This is a genomic window from Rhodococcus opacus (assembly GCF_012396235.1).
Taxonomy (GTDB): domain Bacteria; phylum Actinomycetota; class Actinomycetes; order Mycobacteriales; family Mycobacteriaceae; genus Rhodococcus_F; species Rhodococcus_F opacus.
This window is the reverse complement of record NZ_JAAXPA010000105.1, coordinates 1-1,272: the sequence shown is the minus strand read 5'-3', so window position 1 is coordinate 1,272 and position 1,272 is coordinate 1. Positions and strand designations below refer to the sequence as shown.

Here is a 1,272-nt window from a genome sequence, read left to right as displayed (position 1 = left end):
TGGCCGATCTACGGGCCGAGGCCGACGCCCGGCACGCTCAGTGGGAGGCGGAGCGGCAGGCGATCCGGCGGGTGCAGGAGCTGCGGGGAGAGCTGGAACGATTGCGCCACGAGGCCGAGGAGGCGGAGCGCAACTACGACCTCAATCGGGCCGCCGAGTTGCGATACGGCGAGATCACCGAGTTGGAACGCAGGCTCGAGGCGGCGGAGGAGCAACTGGCCACCAGGCAGGGACAGAATCCGTTGCTGCGTGAAGTGGTCACCGAAGACGAGATCGCAGAGATCGTGGCCGCATGGACGGGTATCCCGGTCGCCCGGCTGCAGGAAGGCGAGCGGGAGAAGCTGTTGAAGCTCGACGAGATTCTGCACGAGAGGGTCGTCGGTCAGGACGAGGCCGTGCAACTGGTCGCAGACGCGGTGATCCGGGCGAGGTCCGGTATCCGTGATCCGCGCCGGCCGATCGGTTCGTTCATCTTCCTGGGCCCGACGGGCGTGGGAAAGACCGAGCTCGCAAAGACGCTGGCCAGTGCCCTCTTCGACAGCGAAGACAACATGGTGCGCCTGGACATGAGCGAATACCAGGAGCGGCACACGGTGAGCAGGCTCATCGGTGCGCCCCCCGGGTACGTCGGGTACGACGAGGGCGGCCAGCTCACCGAGGCGGTACGCCGCAAGCCGTACTCCGTGGTGCTCTTCGACGAGATCGAGAAGGCCCACGCCGACGTCTTCAATACCCTGCTGCAGGTGCTCGATGACGGCCGGATCACCGATTCTCAAGGCAGGCAGGTCGATTTCCGGAACACGGTGATCATCATGACCTCCAACATCGGATCCCAGCATCTCCTCGACGGAGTCACAGCCGACGGCGAGATCAAGCCGGACGCCCGGGAGCGGGTGCTGGCGGAGCTGCGCGGGCACTTCCGTCCCGAGTTCCTCAACCGGGTCGACGACATCGTGTTGTTCACTCCGCTCACGCTGCCCCAGATCGAGCACATCGTCGAGCTGCAGCTCACCGATCTTCGGAACAGGTTGTCGGAGCGCCAGATACACCTGGATATCACGCCGGAAGCACGCCGGCTCATCGCCGAACACGGTTTCGACCCGGTCTACGGTGCGCGGCCGCTGCGGCGGTACATCGCCCACGAGGTGGAGACCAAGATCGGTCGTGCGCTGTTGCGAGGCGAAATCGAACCGGGTGGCACCATCGGTGTCACGGTGGACGGCGGCGAGCTCGCCGTCGCGTATGCGGAACCCGCCGTCGCGGCGGCCTGAG

1 protein-coding gene is annotated in these 1,272 nt (G+C 66.0%); it reads left to right on the top strand.

Going from position 1 to position 1,272, the window contains the following annotated elements:
- Nucleotides 1–1,271 (top strand): AAA family ATPase (locus HGB39_RS38060; protein WP_168443036.1); only part of this gene is annotated, 1,271 nt, incomplete at its 5' end.
- Nucleotide 1,272: the final 1 nt, after the last annotated feature.